Below are 17,647 nucleotides of genomic sequence, written 5' to 3' on the forward strand. Positions count from 1 at the left end.
CTGGATCGTCGCCGCCCGGCCGGGCGCCGACGCGACGGCGATCGCGCGCCGCCACGGCGCCGAGCCGCTGCGCGTCCCGGGGGCCTTCGGCGTCCCCGTCGGGAAGGCGCGCGCCTTCGCCGACGACCTCCGCGCGGCGGGCCTCCTGCGCTTCGCCGAGCCCAACGCCCCGCGCGAGCGCGCTTCGGCCTTCGAGCTGGCCCCCGCGGGCTGGTCGCGCTCGGCGATCGTGCCGCTGCCGACGCCGCTGCCCGCGACGCTCCCGCCGATCGGCGTCGTCGACGACCTCGTCGACGTCTCCCACCCCGACCTCGCGTCCAACACGAGGCTGCTCGACCCGAAGGGCGTCCGCGTCGTCGAGGGACCGCACGGGACGATGGTCGCGAGCGCCGCGGCGGCCGTCGTGAACGGCGTCGGCGTCTTCGGCGTCCTCCCGGGCGCGCCGATCATCAGCTACGGCGTGCCGACCGAGTTCGGCTGCGAGGAGTCCTCGGACGGCATCGCCGGGCTCGCCGACGCGGGCGCGAAGGTCATCGTCCTCAGCTACGGCAGCCCGATCGAGTGCCTGCTCGAGTACCTCGGCGTCGCCTACGCCTACGGCAAGGGCGCGATCGTCGTCGCCGCGTCGGGCAACGAGTTCCAGGCCGGCAACCCCGTCCTCTACCCCGCGGCCTGGCCGCACGTCCTCTCCGTCGCGGCGATCAACCAGGTCAACGAGTCGTCGTACTTCTCGAGCGCCAACGCGACGGTCGACGTGAGCGCGCCGGGTGAGGGCGTGCCGCTCGCGGTCCCCCTCGCCTTCGAGGACGACGGGGTCGTCGACGGCCTCACCGTCGCGGACGGGACGAGCTTCGCCGCGCCGATCGTCGCGGGGGCCGCGGCGTGGGTGAAGGGCGCCCGGCCGTCGCTCGACAACGGCCAGGTCGACGACGTCCTGCGGCGCAGCGCCGTCGACATCGGGCAGGGCGGCTGGGACCAGGACACGGGCTTCGGTCGCGTCGACATCCCGCGCGCGCTCCGCGAGCCGACGCCGCGCTCGGACCCGCGGGAGCCCAACGACCTCATCGGCCTCGTCAACGGCGAGTACATCGACAAGGTCGATCCCTACATCTGGAAGGGATCGGGGACGAAGCGCCTGCGCGCGAACGTCGACGCGATCAAGGATCCGACCGACATCTACCGGATCCGCCTGCCGAAGCGCTCGCGCGCGAAGATCCTCGTGCGGCCGACGTCCGGCGACGCCGACCTGCAGGTCTACGACGCGACCGCGGACTACATCGGCCAGCCGGGCGAGCGGATCGGCGTGAGCCGCCGGTCTGGCGGGCGGACCGAGAAGGTGACGATCCGCAACCGCACACGGCGCAACCGCACCGCCTACGTCATCGTCGAGGTCGGGCAGAAGGCGACGTTCGCCGAGGCGCCCTACCGCCTCGAGGTGACGCGCATGAAGTACCGGTGAGTCGCGGCGCGTCCCGGGTATCCGGTCGGCGTGATCCGCGTCGGCTGCTCGGGATGGAACTACCGTGACTGGCGGGGCGCGTTCTACCCGCAGGACGCGCCCGCCCGCCGCTGGCTCGAGCTGTACGCCGAGCAGTTCGACACCGTCGAGGTGAACACGACCTTCTACCGGCTCGCGAGCCGGGAGGGCGTCGCGCGCTGGGTCGAGCAGACCCCCGAGAGCTTCGTCTTCGCGGTGAAGGCGAGCCGCTTCCTCACGCACATGAAGCGGCTGCGGGACATGTCCCAGGGCGTCGAGCGCTTCTACGAGCGCATCGAGCCGCTCGTCGAGGCGGGACGCCTCGGGCCGGTCCTCTGGCAGCTCCCGGAGACGTTCCGCCGCGACGACGACCTCCTCGCCGAGACGCTGGAGGCGCTCCCGCCGGGCCGCCACGCCTTCGAGTTCCGCCACGCGAGCTGGTTCTGCGACGAGATCCTCGAGCTCCTCGCCTCGCACGACGTCGCACTCGTCCACGGCGACGACGCGCGCCGGCCGCTGCAGACCCCGCCGTCCCCGGCGTCGTGGTCGTTCGTGCGCTTCCACTACGGGCACCGCGGCCGGCGCGGCAACTACGGGCCGGGCGAGATCGACGCATGGGCCGAGACGATCGCGCGGCGCGCCGCCGAGGGCGACGACGTCTACGTCTACTTCAACAACGACTGGGAGGCGTTCGCGCCCCGCAACGCGCTCGCGCTGCGACGGCGGCTCGCCGAGATCACCGAGGGCGACCGTGTCCACGCCTGAGGAGAGCGCCGAGCCCGAGCAGGCCGTCGCCCCCGTGCCGGCGCGCCCGACGCTCACCTCGCTGCGCGAGGCGGCCGCGGGCTGCCGGGCGTGCGAGCTGTGGGCCAACGCGACGCAGACGGTCTTCGGGGAGGGCCTCAAGCGCTCGGAGGTGATGTTCGTCGGCGAGCAGCCCGGCGACCGCGAGGACCGCGAGGGCGCGCCGTTCGTCGGCCCGGCGGGCCGCCTCCTCGACCGCGCGCTCGTCGAGGCGGACATCGACCGCACCGCGGCCTACGTGACGAACGTGGTGAAGCACTTCCGCAACGAGGCGCGCGGGAAGCGGCGGATCCACCAGCGTCCGCGGGCCGAGCACATCCGGGCGTGCCGCCCGTGGCTCGACGCCGAGCTCGCGGTCGTGCGGCCCGAGGTCGTCGTCTGCCTCGGCGCGCTGCCGACGACCGCGCTGCTCGGCGCGACGGTGAAGGTGACGAAGGACCGGGGCCGCTGGATCGACTCGGACCTCGCGCCCGCGGTGACGGTGACGGTCCATCCGTCGTCGATCCTCCGCGCGCCCGACGACGAGGCGCGGCACGCCGCCTACGCGGGCTTCGTCGACGACCTGCGGGTCGTCACGGAGCGCATCGCGGCCTGACGGCCGGGCGAGAGGACGGGGGGAGAACTCGTCCGCCTCCGCCCTCAAGGGGGCATGACCGACTTCACGCGCCCGGAGCCCTCGCCCGCCGTCGCCGCGCTCACCGCGGAGCTCGTCGACATCGGCGGCCAGCTCACGTCGACGATCGCGGGCATGCTCCACTTCCAGGACAGCGGCCGCTCGACGGCGACCGAGCCGATCCCCGTCGTCCTCGACAAGCTCCTCGGCGGGATCCTCACCGACCACCTCCACGGGCGGTTCGGCGAGGAGGCGATCTCGGCGGCCGCGCGGATCGTCCGGGCGGCCGGCCAGGCGATCGAGTCCGACCTCTACGTCGTCAGTCCCGAGCTCCTCGCGGAGCTGGACGAGGCCGAGGAGTGAGGTCTAGGCTGTGTCCGTGGCTCCCGTCACCGTCGATCAGGTCCATCGGCTCACCAGCGCGGAGTACGAGCGGATCGTCGACTCGGGCGCACTCGCTGACGCGAAGGTCGAGCTGCTCGACGGCCTCCTCGTCGAGATGACACCGCAGGGCGTGCCGCACTTCCGGCTCATCCAGGCGCTCATGCGGCTGTTCGCCGCCCGTCTCGACCTCGTCCGCATCCAGGGCCCGCTCGCCTGCGCCGAGGGCTGGTACCCGGAGCCCGACGTCGCACTCGCCGAGGACCTGTCCCCAGCCCGTCACCCGTCGACGGCGTTCCTCGCGGTCGAGGTCGCGGACACCCGTACGCCTGAGGCCTTCGTGAAGCTCGAGGGCTACGCGCGCGCTCGCGTGAGATGCGTGTGGATCGTCGAGGTCGCGGCCCGCACCGTCCGCATCTTCGAGGAGCCGACGGCGACCCGCTACGCCCGCGAGCGCGTCGTCCGCGGCGACGAGCCACTCGACCCGGGCGTGAACGGCATCGCGCCGTTCACCGTCGAGGGGCTGTTCGCGACGGCGCGGGTGTGAGGAGGTCGACGCGGCATCCCGCCGGTCACGCTCCGCGGGTCGGCGGCCGACGCGGCTCGGGCCGGTCGCACGCATCGTGAGCGAGGCTCGCTCTCGACGTTCGATCGACCTGACGGGCCGGACCTTCAACCCGCCGGCCCGGCCCGCCGAGACCAGCCACATGGCGAGCCCCGCGATCGGACAAGCCCTCATGGGCCTCGAATCGAGCCAGGCGATGATGAACACCGCGGCCGCGACCGTCGCGAGCGGCGGGGACGTCCTCACCGGCCTCCTCGACACGCAGCTCGCCGCGCACGCCTTCGAGGCCAACGTCGCGGTCGTCCGCACGCTCATGGCCACCGAGGGCACGCTCATCGACGTCTTCGCGTAGCGCGCGGCGGCGTCCGCGCCGGGCGGCATCCTCGCCGCCATGACCGTCCGCCGCATCGTCCCGGACCTCCACGCCGACGACCCCTCCGCCGCCGAGGGGTTCTACCGCGACGTCCTCGGCCTCGAGAAGGCGATGGACCTCGGCTGGGTCGCGAACTACGTCGACCCGTCGAACGCCGCGGCACAGATCATCGTCATCCGCGAGGACGCGAGCGCTCCCGTGCGTCCCGACGTCTCGATCGAGGTCGAGGACGTCGACGCGGCGCACGCCGCCGCGGCCCGCGCCGGCGCGGAGATCGTCCACCCGCTCACCGACGAGGAGTGGGGCGTGAGGCGCTTCTTCGTCCGCGACCCCGCGACCGGCGCGGTCCTCAACGTGCTGCAGCACCGCTGACCGCGCGAAGTCGGCGCCGTCGTGCCCCCGCGTCACCCGACGCGGATGGCATGCTCTTCGTCGGCGATGGCGGGACTCGACACCAACCGCGGTGCGAAGCGGGCCCGAGAGGCGCGCGATCGCTACGGCCTGCACCCGTCGGCGCCCCTCGACTGCCTCCTCACCGCCGTGGAGCGCGCGGCGGACGTCCCCGTCGTCGTCGGGCAGTGGGGCAGCGACGCGCTCGGGTGCTGCCTGCGCACCGGCGAGACGACCGTGCTGTGGGTGCGCTCGGGCGAGGCGACCGTGCGCCAGCGGTTCACCCTCGCCCACGAGCTCGGGCATCTCTGCTGCGGCCACGACGGCGACCTGCCGGTCGAGACGCCGGCGACGATCAACGGACGGGTGCGCAACCCGGTCGAGACGCAGGCGAACGCCTTCGCCGCCGCCTTCCTCGTGCCCGCGGCGGCGGTCGAGGAGCACCTCGACGAGGACCCGCCGTTCGAGGAGATCGTGCTGCTCGCGAGCGCCTACGGCGTGAGCGCGATCGTCGTGCAGATCCGCCTCCAGACGCTCGGGATGACGAGCGAGGCCCACAACGCCGCGGTGCGCGAGCGGATCGACCGGCAGGAGCACATCCCGCTCGCCGAATCGCTCTCGGCGCCCAGGCCGGCCGACCTCCTCGAGCGCCTGCGCGAGGAGACGCCGCCCTACCTCTCGCCGGCGCTCCGCGGCTCGACCCTCGGCGCCGTCCTCGACGGGACGTGCTCGGTCGCCGACGCGGCCGTCCATCTCGGCGTGACGCCGCAGGAGGTCGAGGCGATGCTCACCGGCCTCGGCATCGCCGAGGCGCCCGACGCCGAGTGACTCAGGCGTCGGGCCCGCCTCGGAAGAGCCGGTCGACGTCGTCCATGGGCTCGGGCGCCGGCGTCGCGAGCGCTCTGCCGAGGAGGTCGATCGACGCCTCGTCGCGCTCCGGGGGCCCGCCGTCGGGGTCGGCGCGGTAGAAGGCGACGGTCGGCGCGGCCGCGGGCGGCGCGGGGACCGCGCGCTCGGGCTCGAGCGACGAGACGTCGGCGCCGAGCACCCTCGCGAGCGCGTCGACGAGCCGCCGCGACACGCGCCGCTCGTCGAGCTCGTCCGCTTCCAGCTGCTCGAGGTAGTCCTCGGCCCGCTCGGCCTGCGCGTTGCCGAAGCCGAGCGTCTCGCCGAGCCGCCGGGCGACGTCGTCGACACGCAGGCCGGCTCGTCGCCGCGCGAGCGCGACGCGCGCCGACCACGGGATCTCGGCCCGGTCGGCGGCCGCCAGCGCGTTCACCAGGAGCGGCTCTCGCCGCACCTTCTGCAGGGTCGCCTCGTCGTAGTCGGGGGCCGGGGCGCTCTCGAGCCAATCCCCGATCGCCTCGGCGAGACGCTCGCGATCGGCCTCGGGGGCGCGCGCGAGGTACTCGCGGACGTCGGGGCGCTCGCCGCGCATCCATGCGTCGGCGAAGGCGCTGAGGGCCTGGTCGATGCTCGTCATGACGGGTACTGCTCCTTGAGCTTGAAGAGGTCCTTCTGAGCGCGCTTCCACGTCTGGTAGACGACGTCCCGGGACGCGCTGCCGAGCGCCGCCTGCTTCTCCTCCGTGCTCGCCCCGGCGAGGGTCAGCACGACGATGGTCCGCCGGCGCTCCGCGAGCTGCGGCAGCGCCCACTCGAGGAAGTCGCGCCCGAGCGCGACCAGCTCCTCGCGGTGCCCCTCGTCATCCTCGACCGCCTCGTCGTAGCGGTGCTTGCGGAACGACTCGTGCGCCCACGGCTCGACGGCGCCCTCCTCGTCGCCGGGGCGGCCCGCGTAGAGCGACGCCTCCTTCTCGCGGCGCTTGGCCGCCTGGCGCTGGACGTCCTTGCAGGAGATCCAGGCGAGCGTCCGGACGCTCTTGACCCACTCGCCGATCGAGGTGCCCTCGAAGTTCCAGACGAAGTTCTCGAGGAGCCGCTCGAACGCCTCGGAGCCCGCCTCCTCGAGCTCGTCGTCGGAGAGGATCGTGTAGCCCGCGGTGCGGACCATCGTGATGACGCGGTCGTACTCGCACGTGACGAGCGCGTGCCATTCGCGCTTCATCCCGGCGGCGTCCCCGCGGTCGCGCGCGGCGACGTACCGCGCGAGTATCTCGTCATTGGCTTTCCCCACGTCAGGTGGGTCGGCGGTCGAGGCCATGATCTGACACTCCCACACGCGAGGGGCTGCGTCGACCGGCCGGCGCGCCCTCCTCACCCGCCGGCTCCAGCGCCGTCCACTGCGGGAGATCGCCGCCGCAGAGCGCGCACGCGGTCGGGAACGCGCCGCGACGGCGGACGTGGTCCCACAGCGTCGGGGCGCCGTCGACGTAGCGGGCGCGGCAGCCGGTGCAGCGCGTCGTCGCCGTCCCGCCGCCGGACGGCACGAGGTCGTCGACGGTGCCGTCGAACCAGATGCGCTGGTAGCCGGCGAACGCCGCCCAGCGCCGGAGGGCGTCCCGGGCCGCGGGACGGTCCCCGCAGCGGAACGCGACGACGACCTCGATCGCGACGTCCGCCTCGTCGTCGCGCAGGACGGTGAGGTCGGCGATCGCGACACGCGCGCGCCCGCGCGCGTGCATGAGGGTCATCATCGGCCCGCCCGTCGCGAGCCACGGCACGTGCTCGATGAGCCGGACCGTCCCGTTCGGCAGGACGGTGGCACGGAAGTCGAAGGTCGGCTCGGGCATGTGAGGAGGTCGCCGCGCGGCGGGCTCCTCTGACGGATCGCTCAGGGGCCGACGAGGACCGAGTCGACCTCGTAGGCCGCGACCTTCGCGTCCGCCGTGAGGATCGTGAGGCGCTCGTGTCGCGCTTGCGAGACGAGAAGCCGGTCGAATGGGTCGCGATGCAACGGGGGGAGTGCCGCGACGCCGGCGGCGTGCTCGTGGGAGATGACGAGCCCCCGCGCCCCGATCGCAGCCATGCGACTCGGCACGTACTCGGCCGGCCCCTCGGGCAGCCTGAGACGGCCGAGTCCGTGCTTGATCGCGATCTCCCACGAGGTGACGGCTGAGACGAGGAGCTCGTTCGCGTCGTCCTCGACGAGCGCGAGCGTCGCGCCCAGCCGCTCGGGCGCCGCGTGGAGCCACAAGAAGACGTGCGTGTCGACGAGGACCTTCACCGCTCGAAGTCGTCGAGCAGGTCCGCGTCGAGCGGCGCGTCGAAGTCGTCTGCGATCTCGACGAGTCCGCGGTCCAGACCGAAACTGCGACCGCCGCCGCTCGGAATGGGAACGAGCCGCACCACCTGCTTCCCGCGACGGGTGATGACGACGTCCTCTCCGCCGACGACGTCGTCGATGAGCCGTGACAGATGCGTCTTCGCCTCATGGACCCCGACTGACTTAGTCATATGACCTAGTCTACTTGTCCGGGCAAGGATCGGAGCGCGAGAGCCGGTCGCCATACCGGCACGATCTCACCTCCTGACGCAGCCCCCGGTGCTCGCCTGTCTTTCGTGAGAGAGTCGCACTGTCCCGTCACCGACCCGCCGAGGACCCATGGCCGACACCCTCCACGAGGCCCCGCGCTTCGCGCGCATCTGGGGCAAGCTCGCCGCGAAGGCCGAGAAGCGCGGCGCCGGTGAGCACCGCCGGCGGATGCTCTCCGGCATCTCCGGCCGCGTCGTCGAGATCGGCTGCGGGCAGGGGCTCAACTTCCCGCTCTACCCGCCGGAGGTGACCGAGGTCGTCGCGGTCGAGCCCGAGGGGACGCTGCGCCGCCAGGCGGAGGAGGCGGCGGCGCGCGCGCCGGTCCCGGTGACCGTCCACGCGGGTCTCGCCGACGAGCTTCCCGTCGAGGACGGCTCGTGCGACGCCGTCGTCAGCTCCCTCGTCCTCTGCTCCGTGCCCGACCAGGACCGCGCGCTCGCCGAGATCCGCCGCGTCCTGCGGCCGGGCGGCGAGCTGCGGTTCTACGAGCACGTCCGCGCGCACGGCGGCCTCACCCTCGGCATCCAGCGGGTCGCCGACGCGACGATCTGGCCGCGGCTCGCGGAGGGCTGCCACCTCGGTCGCGACACGCTCGCGGCGATGGAGGCGGCCGGCTTCCGCGTCGAGGACGCCGACCGCTTCGGCTTCAGCCCCGGCCGCTTCGAGCCCGACATGCCGCACGTCATCGGGCGCGCCGTCCGTGCCTGATCGCGTCGGTCTCGCCCGCCGCGCGTTCGCCGCCTACGAGACCGGCGACCGCTCGCTCCTCGACGGCCTCTTCACCGACGACTTCCGCTTCTTCAGCCCGGCCGACCCCGGCATCGACCTCGACGAGTACTTCGGCCGCTGCTGGCCGAACGCCGAGCGGATCGCGTCGTTCGACTTCGTCCGCCTCGCCGAGGTCGGCGACGACGAGGTCCTCGCGACCTACGAGGCGACGACGACCGCCGGCGAGCGCTTCCGCAACACCGAGATCCTCGGGTTCGCCGGCGAGCAGATCCGGCGCGTCGAGGTGTACTTCGGGTGGGGCGTCAGCGCGGCCTGAGCGCGCCTCAGCGCCGGGCGGCCGCCGCGACGAGCTGGAGCAGGCGGAGCGTCGTGTCCTCGGCCGTCGCGTCCGCAGGCGCGCGGCGCGCGACGTCGAGGACCTCGCGGACGCGGGCGTCGAAGTCGTCGCCGGCGACGAAGGCGAGCGGCAGGTCGTCGACGCCGTCGAGCTCCGGCGCGGCGCCCGGCACCCAGATCTCGGCGCGCGGGACGGCGCCGTCGAACGCGATCTCGGAGAAGCGGATCGCGCGACGCAGCCGCTCGGCGACGCCCTCGATCGTCGTCGCGCAGAGCCACACGACGGACAGCTCGCCGTCGAGCGCGAGGCCGAGCGCGTCGAGCGGGCCCACGCCGTCGGTCAGCGGGACGTCGGTGAGGACGACGTCGCACCCGCGGACGTGGCGCAGGTAGGCGGCGACGAGCGCCGACTCGGCGGTCATGGCACCGCCTCGCGCAGCGGGATCGGGAGCCGGTGGACGGAAGGCATGGCGAGGGGTCGGTCGGGTCGCTCTCATCTGACGGTCGGCGCCGGGGTCAGAACTCGCTCACGACCCGGGCGAGGTGGAGGTGCGTGCCGGCCTTCACGAGCGACGTCTCGTGCGAGACGCCGCCGGCCTCGGTGAACGCGGCGGAGAAGCGATCCCAGGCGTCGTGGTTGCGGGCGTTGGCGATCCCCCAGTCACGCCCCTCGGGATCCTTGGGCGGCGAGTCGCCGGGGTGGGTGAACTGCTGCTCGACGAGCACGGCCTCGGGGACGTCTCGCGACTGGGCCTCGAGGATCGTCCCGACCGCCGCGGTCCACAGCTCGTAGCCGTGGCCCGCGAGCCGGTGGTCGAGGACCTCGCCGCCGTCCTCGTCGCACACCGGGCGGCCGAACAGCGCCTGCGCGAGGAGGTTGCACCGGTGTGGGCCCGGCGAGGCGGCGTGCGCGTGCTCGGCGACGAGCGGGCCGAAGTCCTCGCAGCCCTTGGCGGCGACGCCGATGACGAGCAGCGTCTCCTTGCCGCGGCGCGCGCAGCCGAAGAGGTCGAGCCGGTGCGGGTGGCCCGCCCCGTCCAGCGGCGTCGGATGCTCGGGCCGCACGAAGAGCTCGTCCGGCTCGGCTTCGCCCGGGACGAGCGGCGCGATCGCCTTCCACAGCTCGGCCGGCACGGCCGGTGAGCCGCCGCGCAGCCACGCCCTCGCCTGCTCCTTCTCGCTGTAGCCGTCGCGCCAGTGCCGCTCGCCGTCCTGGGGCCCGGCGTGCGCGTGCCAGTCCGCGAGCGTGGTGATCTCGGCCTTGTCGGGGGCGAAGACGCGAGCCGGCGGCGGTCCCATGGGCTCATCGTTCCCCCAGGGGGCCTCCGCGAACCGAGATCCGCGTCGCGGTCGCCGTCAGTTCGTCAGCAGCCCGCCGTCGACCGGCAGCGTGACGCCGGTGACGTAGCCGCCGGCCGGGCTCGCGAGGAAGATCGCGGCGGCGGTGAGCTCGGCGGGATCGCCGGTGCGGCCCATCGGCACGCGCCCCATCATCGTGTCGAGGTAGCCCTCGGCGTACTGGTCGGACATCTCGGTCTCGAAGAAGCCGGGGGCGAGCGCGTTGACGCGGATGCCCTTGCGGCCCGTCCACTGCCCGGCGAGGTCGCGCGTGAGGCCGATGACCGCCGCCTTGCTCGCGGCGTAGGCGGCCTGCGGCAGGCCCGCGTTCGTCGAGCCGAGGACGCTGCCGATGTTGATGATCGCCGAGCCGGGCTCCATCACCCGCCCGCAGGCCTGCGCCATCCAGTAGGTGCCGCTCAGGTTGATGTCGATGACCTTGCGGAACTGGTCGGGGGTCTCGCGCGTCGCCGGCACCGCCGTCCCGATCCCCGCGTTGTTGATGAGGACGTCGACCTTCCCGAGCTCGTCCATCGCCCGCTCGACGACGCGGCTGCAGTCCTCCGGCTCGGCGACGTCGGCCCGCACCGCGACGCAGCGGCGGCCGTGCGACTCGACGCGCGCCTTCGTGTCGGCGAGCCGGTCCTCCCGCCGCGCGCACACGACGACGTCGGCCCCCGCCTGTGCGAACCCGTCGGCGAACGCGACCCCGAGCCCGGACGAGGCGCCGGTGACGATCACGACCCTGTCGTCGAGGCGGAAGCGGTCGAGGATGTTGGCGGTGGGCGTGCTCATGGGGTCCTCCTCGGTGGGGTGGGTCGCGGTAGGGGCGCCGGAGCCATCCTAGGCCCGTGCCGCGCCCGTGCCGCCCCGTGCCGCCTCGTGCCGCCCCGCCCCGCGCCGCCCCGCGGATTCTTCTCGCTGAGCGGGAAGAATCCTCGGCACGGGACGGCTCAGTCGCCCTCGCGGTGCTCGACGCCGGTGTCGATCGCCGTGTCGGTGACGCGCATGCGACGCGACTCGCCGTTCGCCCAGCGCACGAGCGCCTGCGTCGCTCCCCGCACGTCCGGGTCGGGCGCCCAGGCGAAGACCGAGCCGCGGCCGGACAGCTGTCCCGGCCGGCCGAGGGCATCGGCGGTGAGCGCTGAGGTGTCGTCGACGCCCGCGTCAGCGGCGAGGAGGCGCAGCTGCGCCTCCCGGTAGACCTGCGACCCGAGCGTCCAGCCCGCGACCGTCGACCGACCGGGGACGACGAGCGCCGCGAGCGCGACCGTGCCGGTCATCGCCCAGCTGAGGTCGTCGACGCCGTACTGCTCGACTCGGCGTCGAGGCCGACGATCGCGAAGCCGGCGGTGCTCGTCGTCACCTCGCGCAGGAACGCGCCGACCAGCTCGGCGGCGACGAGGCCGGTGCCGAGCTCGGCCTCCTCGGCGTCGAGCCACCGGACGATCGCCTCCTCCTCGGCGACGAGGAGCGCGCGGAGGGCGGGCGCGACCGCCTGGCCGGGAAGAGAGTCCCAGCGGGCGCGGAGCGCGTCATCGGCCTCGCGCAGCCAGTCGCCGGTCATGCGAGGCGTGGCGCCGCGTGCCTCGCGGGGTCGGCTTCCGGCGCCGCAGTCGCGCCGACACCGGGCGGTGTGGTGGTGGGCCGGGAGCGGAGCGGCATGCCGGGTGGGTCGGCGACGGAGCGGCCGGTCTGACCCACCGGGCGTCAGCGGGGTCCGACGACGCGCACGTCGACCCCGGGGAGCCCGGCGAAGCCCCGCTCGTCGGTGGTCACGAGGGCGCGGGCCGTCGCCCGGGCCGTCGCTGCGACGAGGAGGTCGTGCGCACCGCGCGGGTGCCCTCGACGCCGGGCGTCGGCGAGCAGCTCGGCGTGGTGTCGCGCGACGGCGAGATCGAACGGGATCACGTCGAAGGTCGCGAGGACCGACGAGACCAGCGCCCGGCGCCCTTCGCGGTGGCCCTCGTCGGCGAGCTTCACGCCGACGAGCAGCTCGGACGCCGTGACGGCGGCGAGCGCGATGTCCGCGTCTTCGGGCAGCGCGCTCGCGTCGAGATGGCGCTCGACGGCGACGAGGACGCCGGTGTCGACGATCAGCCGGTCCACGGATCGTCGTCGCCGACGCGCCCGGCGAACTCCCGCAGCGAGGACTGGTCCGTCCCCCACCCCGCGTCGGGCGGATGCTCGTCGAGGATGCGCCGCAGCTCGGCGCCGGTCCCGTTCCGGGCGGGCGCGATCGTCGCCACGACGCGCCCGCGGCGGACGACCGTGAAGCTCTCACCGCGATGCTCGACGGCGTCGAGCACGTCGGCGAACCGCTTCGAGGCCTCCGTCGCGCTGATCTCCACAATCGGATTATCCGATCTCGTTCCCGTCCGCGTCAAGCGCCCGGCCGCCCTCCGCCCTCCGCACCGCCTCGTCGACCTCGCGGAGGTCGGCGTCCGCGACCCCGCTGCTCGCGAGGCCCACGAACGCCGTCGGGATCGCGTAGTGCGAGCCGGTGAGGCTCTCGCCGATCGCGTCGAGCAGCGGCCCCCACTCCGGCGTCGTCCACTGGTGGATGTCTCCGTCGATCCAACCGCTCGGTCCGAACATGCCGATGACGGTGCCGCAGGTGCCTGTGACGGGACAAGACGCGGCTGTGGAGAACGACCGCAGATCGTGTGACGACTGTCGGGCGGCCGGCGCCCAGCCCGTCGCGACCCGCGACCCTGATCACAGCGCCGCCTTGCGCACCTGCGCCTGGTCCCGTGCCTCCTCGACGAGCGCGAGGATCTCGATGAGGTCCTTCGCGCAGCGGAACACCGCGATCGAGTAGTTGCGGTCGAACGAGTCCGAGCTGAAGGCCCACTCGAGGTCGTACTGGTGCAGGAGGCCGACGATCGCGGACCGCAGATCGGCGCGCATGCGCATGAGCAGCGCGTCGAGGTCGTCGAACCCGAGCTCGCCGGGCGACGCGACGTCCTCGAGCGCGCGGGACGCGGCGACCGCGTCCGAGCGCGAGTCCTCGACGCGGGGCGCGTCACCGGGAAGCTCGCGCACGACCTGCCAGCCGTCGCCGCGCGACAGCTCGACGAGGGTCGTCTTCGTGCAGTCGGGCAGGTGACGGACGCGGAACGTCCGCGGCGGGTCGGCCGTCACGTACAGGCCGGGGTCCGGCTCGGTCCGCACCGGCGCCTCCTCGCGGGCGGCAGCATCCGCCTGCGTACGGGCGACCACGTCGACGAGACCGGGGAGGACCTCCGCGAGCACCGTGCACGTCTCGTCGATCTCGTCGGGCGAGGGCACCCGACCGACGAACGCGCGAGAGAGCGTCACCTCGCCCGCGAACTCGTCGAGGTCGATGCGCAGGAACGGCAGCTCGCCCTGCCGTCGCAGCAGGTCGCCGAGGCCGGCCGCCGACCCGTCGCGGATCGTCGCGACCGGACGCGAGATCTCGACGACGCCCGTCTCCCCACCGGAGCGCAGCAGCGTCTCGCCGTCGGGCAGGAGGCAGGACTCGTGGTCGTCGTCCCAGTCGTCGCGGTCGATGCCGGCGACCGCGCAGAGGCGCCGCACGAGCGTGTCCTCGTCGACGTCGAGCGCGACGAGCGGGTCCACCGCGACGGGCCGGAAGCCTCGCCCGTCGTCGGCGAACACGCGGTCCACGGGCACGGCCTCGACGCAGTGGAGGACCTCCGGGAACCAGGCGCGCCGGGCGTTGAGCAGCGCCCAGAACGCGGCCCTCACCTCGACGATCTCGGCCGGGAGGACGATCTCGTACCGCGCCGACACCGTCGTGCCGGACGGCACGTCGAGCGCGAGCTTCGGACCCGTCACGGCGCGCTGTCGATCGAGGAGGGCGCGGAGCCGCCGCGGGGCGAGGCGCGCGCGATCGCCGACCCGCGTCGAGAGGACGAGGCGCCCCGCGGCGTCGTCCTCGACGATCGTCGCGGTGACGTCGGCGCCGTCCCCGCCGTCGATGAGCAGCCCGGACAGGTCGCCGTCGGCGTCGACGACGGGCAGAGCCGTCGAGCCGAGGCGGTCGACCTGCTCGCGGAGGTCGTCGAGGTCCTCGATGGGCATCGGTCAGCCGCCGCCCATCCGCCCGACGAGCACCCCGAGCTCACGGAGCGGGACCTCGGCGCCGGGACCCAGCGCGCCGCGCCGCGCCTCGAAGGCGTCGAGCAGCGCGCCGTAGTACCAGCGGATGCTGTCCGGCCGACCGTTGAACCGGTCCCACAGCTCCTCGCCGTGGCGCTCGAGGTCGGCCACGATCGAGCGGGCGTTGTGGAGCTTGTCGGCGAGCGACACGCGGAGCGCCGCCGGCGACTTGTGCGCGAGGCCGGCGACATAGGCCTCCTTGCGCTCCTGCCAGGGCGGCTTGGGCTCCACGTCCGTGTCGCTGTTGGCCTCGACGATCGCCGCGACCGCGTCCCCGAACGCGTCGCGGATGCAGGCGAGCATCGCGGGACCGCCGCCGTCCTCGACCGCGTCGTGGAGGAGCGCGCCGATCGCCTCGTCTTCGTCCCCGCCGATCTCGAGGACGATCGAGGTCACGGCGAGGAGGTGCGCGACGTACGGGATCGTCGTCTGCTTGCGCAGCTGCCGGCGGTGGTGGTCGGTCGCGAGCAGGAGCGCGCGGTCGAAGCGGTCGGTGAGGATCGGGGTGTCGGTCGTCGTCTCGGGCACCGGTCTCCTATCGGTCGAAGTCGCGCCGGCCGCGCTTGCGCATCTTGCGCTCCTCGGCGAGGAGCGACTTGCGCACCCAGTCGCGCTCGTTGGTGGCACGCGCCCGCATGTGCCGGAGGAGGTCGAGCTCCTCGTCCCACTCGGCGGACGGCGCCGACATCGCGACCGGCGCGATCGCGTCCTCGGCGTCGGAGAGGAGGCGGACCGCGCGGTCGGCGTCGCCGTGGCGCAGCGCGTCGGCGGCCTCGCGCTTCGTGCGCTGCGCCTGCTGGTAGACGAGCTCGCTGCGGACCACGGGGTCGGCGGTGCGGCCGGCGGCCTCGTCCCCGGGGACGACGTTCACCTGCACCGGGATCGTCACCGTCTCCTCGACCATCGCCGGCAGCGCGACGTAGCGCAGCTCGAGCTCGACGACGGTCGCGAGGCCGAGCGCCGGCATGGCCGGGACGGCGAACGTGAGGAGGACCTTGCGCATCTCGCCGGCCCAGAGGTCGCCGATCTCGCACATGATCCCGCCGTCGATCGCCTGGGACGGGAGGTCGTTCCACACGGTCACCGTCGCGACGGAGCCCTGCGGGCGGACGATGAGGCTCGCCGCCTGCACCGTCGTCGAGAGGAGCCCGTCGACCTCGCCGGCGAGGACCGATGCCGCGTCGTCGGCGCCCTCGGCGAAGGAGTGGTTGCCGTCGCCGCCGCGGGCGATCGCGGCGAGGAGGTCCTCGTCGTAGCCGAGGCCGACGCCGATCGTCGACGTCGTCACGCCCTGCGCACGGGCGGCGGTCGTGACGCCGCCGAGGATGTCGGGGCTCGTCTCGCCGCTGTTGGCGTGACCGTCGGAGAGGAGCACGAGAGTCGCGCGGCCGCCGTCGGCGGCGCGCCGCGCCTCCTGGAGGCCGCGGACGAGTCCGCAGGCGAGGTTCGTCATCCCGCCGGTCTCGATCGCGGCGATGCAGGCTTTCGCGGCGGCCTTGTCGGTGACGCGGCCGCACGGGAGCGCGACCCGGACCTCGTCGTCGAAGGTGACGACGCCGAGGCGATCCGTCGGGTCGAGGCGGTCGACGAGCTGCGCGAGGGCGCGCTTCGCAGCCTCGAGCCGACCGTCACCCATGGAGCCGCTGCGGTCGAGAACGACCTGGACGGTCGCGGCCGGCCGCAGGCGCTCCTGCTCCTCGGCGGGCGCGACCAGCTCGAGCATGACCGACACCTCGTCGTCGGTCTCGACGGCGACGAGGTCGACGTCGGCGTGCGTGCGGATGTCCATGGCGGGGCTCCTCTCGAGCGGCGGGGCAGGGCGGGACCGGCGAGAGGGGAGTCGGGGAGAATCACCCGGATCTGACGCCCGGGGTGCCGTCAGACCGCGGCGCGCGCCCCGACTCTCGTCGTGTGAGCCGCCCGACCGTCTACGTCAGCTACGACCCGCGTGCCGACCGCATGTCCGCGCTCGAGTTCGGGTGCGTCGACGACGGTCAGCCCATGGAGCGATGGGAGCTCGTCGGTGAGAACGTCGGCCTGCTGCACGACGCTCCAGGAGGTCGCTGCGTCGGCTTCACGATCATCCGGCTCGAGGACTTCGATCCCGACGACGAGGAGAACGCTCCGCTGTGGGACGGCCCGCGGTTCGACGCGCCCGTGCTCGGACTGACGGACGTGCCGCCGAACGCGATCGTCGTCGCGTCGCGCGCGCTGTTCGGCGAGCGGCCGACGATCAACCGCGAGCTGTTCAGCGCGGCGATCGCCGCACGTGACGACGAGGCGCTCGACCTGTGGCTGCGCTGCCTGCAGTCCGGCGACCCGATGGCGCACTTCGGCCTCGGGTACACGCTCTTCGACCTCGCGCGGTTCGCGGAGGCCTACCGGCACCTGCGTCACTACTGCGAGATCGCGCCGGCCGAGCCGTGGGCGTGGAGCTGGTTCGGCCGCGCGGCGGCCGCCGTCGGCGAGGACGACGAGGCGACGCACGCGCTCGAGCGCGCGATCGCGCTCGAGGACCCTGAGGAGCCGACGGATGCCGCCGGTCTGCTGGAGGAGCTGCGCGGCGGCGGGATCGAGCTGCCGGCTCCACCCGCGCCGGTGGACGGCTCGCCGGCGCAGAGGGCCGGCGACTGGCTGTCGAACGTCATCGCCGATCTGCCGCTGGAGGGCGAGCTCGACCGCAACGGCTTCGAGCCGATCGTCCTGCTCGACGCCGACCCGGTGCCGGTCTGGCTCTCCTGCTCGCCGGGGGGGCTCGTGTCGATGCGAGCGCAGGTCGGCTTCGTCGACGAGGAAGCCGATCCCGACGCGGCCATCGAGCTCATCGAGGCCGAGGACGGCGAGGGCGACTTCTGGTCGCGCCACAACGAGGTGTGGATCGGTCACGTCCTCGGGCGCGACTTCGGGTCGGGACTGTCGTGGCGAGACGTGCAGCTCGCGGCGTCGGGACTCGCGGCCGAGGCGCGGCGGGTCCGGCTGCTCTATGAGGACGTGGCTGACGTCCCGCTCGAAGCGCCGCCGGGGTACGAGGACCTCGAGGTCGAGTACGACGCGTAGACG

27 protein-coding genes are annotated in these 17,647 nt (G+C 73.8%); 11 read left to right on the top strand and 16 right to left on the bottom strand.

Annotated elements, in window-relative coordinates; translation table 11 throughout:
• The 8 genes from ACME2J_RS16900 to ACME2J_RS16935 all read left to right on the top strand — a co-directional run.
• Nucleotides 1–1,459, top strand: a 1,459-nt coding sequence (locus ACME2J_RS16900; protein WP_495546109.1) for a S8 family peptidase, incomplete at its 5' end; no start/stop codon positions are given.
• 30 nt (nucleotides 1,460–1,489) lie between these two features.
• On the top strand, nucleotides 1,490–2,242 hold the full coding sequence (locus tag ACME2J_RS16905; RefSeq protein WP_495546110.1) for a DUF72 domain-containing protein: 753 nt from the start codon (nucleotides 1,490–1,492) through the stop codon (nucleotides 2,240–2,242).
• Entirely contained in the window at nucleotides 2,229–2,876 is a 648-nt protein-coding gene (locus ACME2J_RS16910; protein WP_495546111.1) for a UdgX family uracil-DNA binding protein, read from the top strand. Before ACME2J_RS16905 ends, ACME2J_RS16910 begins: the two co-directional genes overlap by 14 nt.
• A 54-nt stretch (nucleotides 2,877–2,930) precedes the next feature.
• The gene (locus ACME2J_RS16915) at nucleotides 2,931–3,257 is read left to right on the top strand and encodes a hypothetical protein (RefSeq protein WP_495546112.1); all 327 of its coding nucleotides are present in this window, start codon (nucleotides 2,931–2,933) and stop codon (nucleotides 3,255–3,257) included.
• Nucleotides 3,258–3,273: 16 nt separating this feature from the next.
• Nucleotides 3,274–3,822 carry a Uma2 family endonuclease gene (locus ACME2J_RS16920; RefSeq protein ID WP_495546113.1) on the top strand — a complete coding sequence of 183 codons (549 nt, stop codon included), beginning with the start codon at nucleotides 3,274–3,276 and terminating at the stop codon, nucleotides 3,820–3,822.
• A gap of 160 nt (nucleotides 3,823–3,982) precedes the next feature.
• Nucleotides 3,983–4,192 carry a hypothetical protein gene (locus ACME2J_RS16925; RefSeq protein ID WP_495546114.1) on the top strand — a complete coding sequence of 70 codons (210 nt, stop codon included), beginning with the start codon at nucleotides 3,983–3,985 and terminating at the stop codon, nucleotides 4,190–4,192.
• 39 nt (nucleotides 4,193–4,231) lie between these two features.
• Complete coding sequence (locus ACME2J_RS16930) at nucleotides 4,232–4,585, top strand: VOC family protein (protein WP_495546115.1); 354 nt, start codon at nucleotides 4,232–4,234, stop codon at nucleotides 4,583–4,585.
• A 66-nt stretch (nucleotides 4,586–4,651) separates the two neighbouring features.
• Nucleotides 4,652–5,431, top strand: coding sequence for an ImmA/IrrE family metallo-endopeptidase (locus ACME2J_RS16935; RefSeq protein WP_495546116.1), 780 nt, complete (start codon nucleotides 4,652–4,654; stop codon nucleotides 5,429–5,431).
• A 1-nt stretch (nucleotide 5,432) separates the two neighbouring features.
• On the opposite strand, the gene ACME2J_RS16940 is transcribed toward ACME2J_RS16935, so the two are convergent.
• Genes ACME2J_RS16940 through ACME2J_RS16960 form a run of 5 tightly spaced genes read right to left on the bottom strand, consistent with a single transcriptional unit; the run spans nucleotide 5,433 to nucleotide 7,959 of the window.
• A complete protein-coding gene (locus ACME2J_RS16940) occupies nucleotides 5,433–6,086 on the bottom strand; it encodes a hypothetical protein (protein WP_495546117.1) in 654 nt (217 codons plus the stop codon).
• The gene (locus tag ACME2J_RS16945; RefSeq protein WP_495546118.1) at nucleotides 6,083–6,739 is read right to left on the bottom strand and encodes a hypothetical protein; all 657 of its coding nucleotides are present in this window, start codon (nucleotides 6,737–6,739) and stop codon (nucleotides 6,083–6,085) included. Before ACME2J_RS16945 ends, ACME2J_RS16940 begins: the two co-directional genes overlap by 4 nt.
• Nucleotide 6,740: 1 nt before the next feature.
• On the bottom strand, nucleotides 6,741–7,295 hold the full coding sequence (locus ACME2J_RS16950; protein ID WP_495546119.1) for a hypothetical protein: 555 nt from the start codon (nucleotides 7,293–7,295) through the stop codon (nucleotides 6,741–6,743).
• Nucleotides 7,296–7,336: 41 nt separating this feature from the next.
• Nucleotides 7,337–7,729, bottom strand: a complete 393-nt coding sequence (locus ACME2J_RS16955; RefSeq protein ID WP_495546120.1) for a type II toxin-antitoxin system VapC family toxin — start codon at nucleotides 7,727–7,729, stop codon at nucleotides 7,337–7,339.
• Nucleotides 7,726–7,959 carry a type II toxin-antitoxin system Phd/YefM family antitoxin gene (locus ACME2J_RS16960; protein WP_495546121.1) on the bottom strand — a complete coding sequence of 78 codons (234 nt, stop codon included), beginning with the start codon at nucleotides 7,957–7,959 and terminating at the stop codon, nucleotides 7,726–7,728. Before ACME2J_RS16960 ends, ACME2J_RS16955 begins: the two co-directional genes overlap by 4 nt.
• A gap of 148 nt (nucleotides 7,960–8,107) precedes the next feature.
• Here ACME2J_RS16960 and ACME2J_RS16965 point away from each other — a divergent pair, with 148 nt between their 5' ends.
• Together ACME2J_RS16965 and ACME2J_RS16970 are read left to right on the top strand one after the other, a co-directional pair.
• Entirely contained in the window at nucleotides 8,108–8,746 is a 639-nt protein-coding gene (locus ACME2J_RS16965) for a class I SAM-dependent methyltransferase (protein ID WP_495546122.1), read from the top strand.
• Nucleotides 8,739–9,083 carry a nuclear transport factor 2 family protein gene (locus tag ACME2J_RS16970; protein WP_495546123.1) on the top strand — a complete coding sequence of 115 codons (345 nt, stop codon included), beginning with the start codon at nucleotides 8,739–8,741 and terminating at the stop codon, nucleotides 9,081–9,083. The genes ACME2J_RS16965 and ACME2J_RS16970 overlap by 8 nt, the downstream gene beginning before the upstream one ends.
• Before the next feature lie 7 nt (nucleotides 9,084–9,090).
• Here the strand turns inward: ACME2J_RS16970 and ACME2J_RS16975 are convergent, their stop codons facing one another.
• From ACME2J_RS16975 to ACME2J_RS17025, 11 genes are all read right to left on the bottom strand, one after another.
• The gene (locus ACME2J_RS16975; RefSeq protein WP_495546124.1) at nucleotides 9,091–9,525 is read right to left on the bottom strand and encodes a hypothetical protein; all 435 of its coding nucleotides are present in this window, start codon (nucleotides 9,523–9,525) and stop codon (nucleotides 9,091–9,093) included.
• A 94-nt stretch (nucleotides 9,526–9,619) separates the two neighbouring features.
• Complete coding sequence (locus ACME2J_RS16980) at nucleotides 9,620–10,402, bottom strand: DUF6946 family protein (RefSeq protein ID WP_495546125.1); 783 nt, start codon at nucleotides 10,400–10,402, stop codon at nucleotides 9,620–9,622.
• Nucleotides 10,403–10,459: 57 nt separating this feature from the next.
• Nucleotides 10,460–11,236, bottom strand: a complete 777-nt coding sequence (locus ACME2J_RS16985) for an SDR family NAD(P)-dependent oxidoreductase (RefSeq protein ID WP_495546126.1) — start codon at nucleotides 11,234–11,236, stop codon at nucleotides 10,460–10,462.
• 158 nt (nucleotides 11,237–11,394) lie between these two features.
• Nucleotides 11,395–11,724 (bottom strand): hypothetical protein, encoded by a 330-nt coding sequence (locus ACME2J_RS16990; RefSeq protein WP_495546127.1) that lies wholly within the window; start codon nucleotides 11,722–11,724, stop codon nucleotides 11,395–11,397.
• Complete coding sequence (locus tag ACME2J_RS16995; RefSeq protein ID WP_495546128.1) at nucleotides 11,721–12,008, bottom strand: hypothetical protein; 288 nt, start codon at nucleotides 12,006–12,008, stop codon at nucleotides 11,721–11,723. Before ACME2J_RS16995 ends, ACME2J_RS16990 begins: the two co-directional genes overlap by 4 nt.
• A 143-nt stretch (nucleotides 12,009–12,151) precedes the next feature.
• A complete protein-coding gene (locus ACME2J_RS17000; RefSeq protein WP_495546129.1) occupies nucleotides 12,152–12,550 on the bottom strand; it encodes a PIN domain-containing protein in 399 nt (132 codons plus the stop codon).
• Entirely contained in the window at nucleotides 12,538–12,792 is a 255-nt protein-coding gene (locus tag ACME2J_RS17005; RefSeq protein ID WP_495546130.1) for a type II toxin-antitoxin system Phd/YefM family antitoxin, read from the bottom strand. The genes ACME2J_RS17000 and ACME2J_RS17005 overlap by 13 nt, the downstream gene beginning before the upstream one ends.
• Nucleotides 12,793–12,799: 7 nt before the next feature.
• On the bottom strand, nucleotides 12,800–13,039 hold the full coding sequence (locus ACME2J_RS17010) for a hypothetical protein (protein WP_495546131.1): 240 nt from the start codon (nucleotides 13,037–13,039) through the stop codon (nucleotides 12,800–12,802).
• A gap of 120 nt (nucleotides 13,040–13,159) precedes the next feature.
• Entirely contained in the window at nucleotides 13,160–14,509 is a 1,350-nt protein-coding gene (locus ACME2J_RS17015) for a hypothetical protein (protein WP_495546132.1), read from the bottom strand.
• A gap of 3 nt (nucleotides 14,510–14,512) precedes the next feature.
• Nucleotides 14,513–15,115, bottom strand: coding sequence for an HD domain-containing protein (locus tag ACME2J_RS17020; RefSeq protein ID WP_495546133.1), 603 nt, complete (start codon nucleotides 15,113–15,115; stop codon nucleotides 14,513–14,515).
• A 7-nt stretch (nucleotides 15,116–15,122) separates the two neighbouring features.
• A complete protein-coding gene (locus ACME2J_RS17025) occupies nucleotides 15,123–16,376 on the bottom strand; it encodes a vWA domain-containing protein (RefSeq protein ID WP_495546134.1) in 1,254 nt (417 codons plus the stop codon).
• A gap of 122 nt (nucleotides 16,377–16,498) precedes the next feature.
• On the opposite strand from ACME2J_RS17025, the gene ACME2J_RS17030 reads away from it, so the two are divergent.
• Complete coding sequence (locus ACME2J_RS17030; RefSeq protein ID WP_495546135.1) at nucleotides 16,499–17,644, top strand: tetratricopeptide repeat protein; 1,146 nt, start codon at nucleotides 16,499–16,501, stop codon at nucleotides 17,642–17,644.
• Nucleotides 17,645–17,647: the final 3 nt, after the last annotated feature.

This window comes from Paraconexibacter sp., from assembly GCF_059438195.1.